Origin of the sequence: Streptomyces turgidiscabies Car8 (genome assembly GCF_000331005.1) — a bacterium.
Classification (GTDB): Bacteria; Actinomycetota; Actinomycetes; order Streptomycetales; family Streptomycetaceae; genus Streptomyces; species Streptomyces turgidiscabies.
The window spans coordinates 1-1,433 of sequence record NZ_AEJB01000026.1 but is presented as its reverse complement, the minus strand read 5'-3'; the positions used below and the strand labels follow the sequence as shown (position 1 = coordinate 1,433).

Annotated in this window: 2 protein-coding genes; one reads left to right on the top strand and one right to left on the bottom strand. The window is 69.7% G+C overall.

Annotated elements, in window-relative coordinates; all coding sequences use genetic code 11:
• The coding region (locus STRTUCAR8_RS02140) for a PTS fructose transporter subunit IIC (protein WP_006373741.1) at nt 1-1,188 on the top strand (1,188 nt) is incomplete at its 5' end.
• A gap of 27 nt (nt 1,189-1,215) precedes the next feature.
• Here STRTUCAR8_RS02140 and STRTUCAR8_RS02135 read toward each other — a convergent pair.
• A partial coding sequence (locus STRTUCAR8_RS02135) for a translation initiation factor IF-3 (protein ID WP_044471488.1) occupies nt 1,216-1,433 on the bottom strand: 218 nt, incomplete at its 5' end.

Below are 1,433 nucleotides of genomic sequence, written 5' to 3'. Positions count from 1 at the left end.
GTCACCGCGAGCGCCCAGGGCGGCGGTACGCCTGTCGAGCGGGCCGGCGACTCCGGTGACAGCTACGGCACCAAGCTGCGCAAGTGGTTGATGACCGGCGTGAGTTACATGGTCCCGTTCGTCGCCGCGGGCGGTCTGCTGCTCGCCCTCGGCTTCGCGATCGGCGGCTGGGAGATCAACAAGGCGCCCTCGGTCATGGAGCACTTCTCCTGGACCCAGGTCGACAGCTGGGGCGCACTGCTGTTCCAGATCGGCGGGGTGGCCTTCGGCTTCCTCATCCCGGTCCTCGCCGGCTACATCGCCTACGGCATGGCGGACCGGCCCGGACTCGTCCCCGGCTTCGTCGGCGGCATGATCGCCTCGAACATCGCGGCCGGCTTCCTCGGCGGTCTGGTCGCCGGTCTGCTGGCCGGTGGCATCGTCCTGGCGATCCAGAAGATCCGGATCCCGCCGGTACTGCGCGGCATCATGCCCGTCGTCGTGATCCCGCTGATCTCCTCGCTGATCGTCGGCTTCCTGATGTTCGTCGTGGTCGGCAAGCCCATCGCCGAGGCCCAGAAGGGCATGACGGACTGGCTCTCCGGCCTCTCCGGCACCAACGCCGTGCTGCTGGGCATCCTGCTCGGCCTGATGATGTGCTTCGACCTCGGCGGCCCCGTCAACAAGGTCGCGTACGCCTTCGCCACCGCCGGAATCGCCGTCCAGGACCCCAGCGATGCCGCGATGAAGGTCATGGCCGCCGTGATGGCCGCGGGCATGGTCCCGCCGCTGGGTATGGCGCTGGCCACCGTCGTCCGCCGCAAGCTCTTCACTCCGGCCGAGCGCGAGAACGGCAAGGCCGCCTGGGTACTGGGCGCCTCCTTCATCTCCGAGGGCGCGATCCCGTTCGCGGCGGCGGACCCGCTGCGCGTCATCCCGGCCTCGATGGCGGGCGGCGCGGTCACCGGCGCACTGTCGATGGCCTTCGGCGCCACACTGCGCGCCCCGCACGGCGGCATCTTCGTGGTCCCGCTGATCGGCAGCCCGTTCCTCTACCTGATCGCCGTCGCGGCCGGCACGTGCGTCACGACGGCCCTGGTGATCCTCCTCAAGAGCATGCGCAAGCCGGCGCTCGGCGCCACAACCGCCGAGTCCTCGGACGGCGCGACGGCTGCGGCACCGGCGAAGAAGGAGCCGGTGGCGGCGTAAGCGAAGTGAGGAGCAGGCCGGCACCCATCAGGTGGGCCGGTCGTCAAAACCCCCGGTGGCCTGGGCCTCACGAGCCTCGGCCATCGCCTCGGTCTTCTTCTTGTGCGGACCGAGAACCATGATCATGTTTCGGCCGTCCTGCTTCGGGTTCGACTCGATGAACCCGAGGTCCTCGACGTCCGAGGCGAGCCGCTGCAGCAGTCGGTAGCCCAGCTCGGGCCGGGACTGCTCGCGACCACGGAACA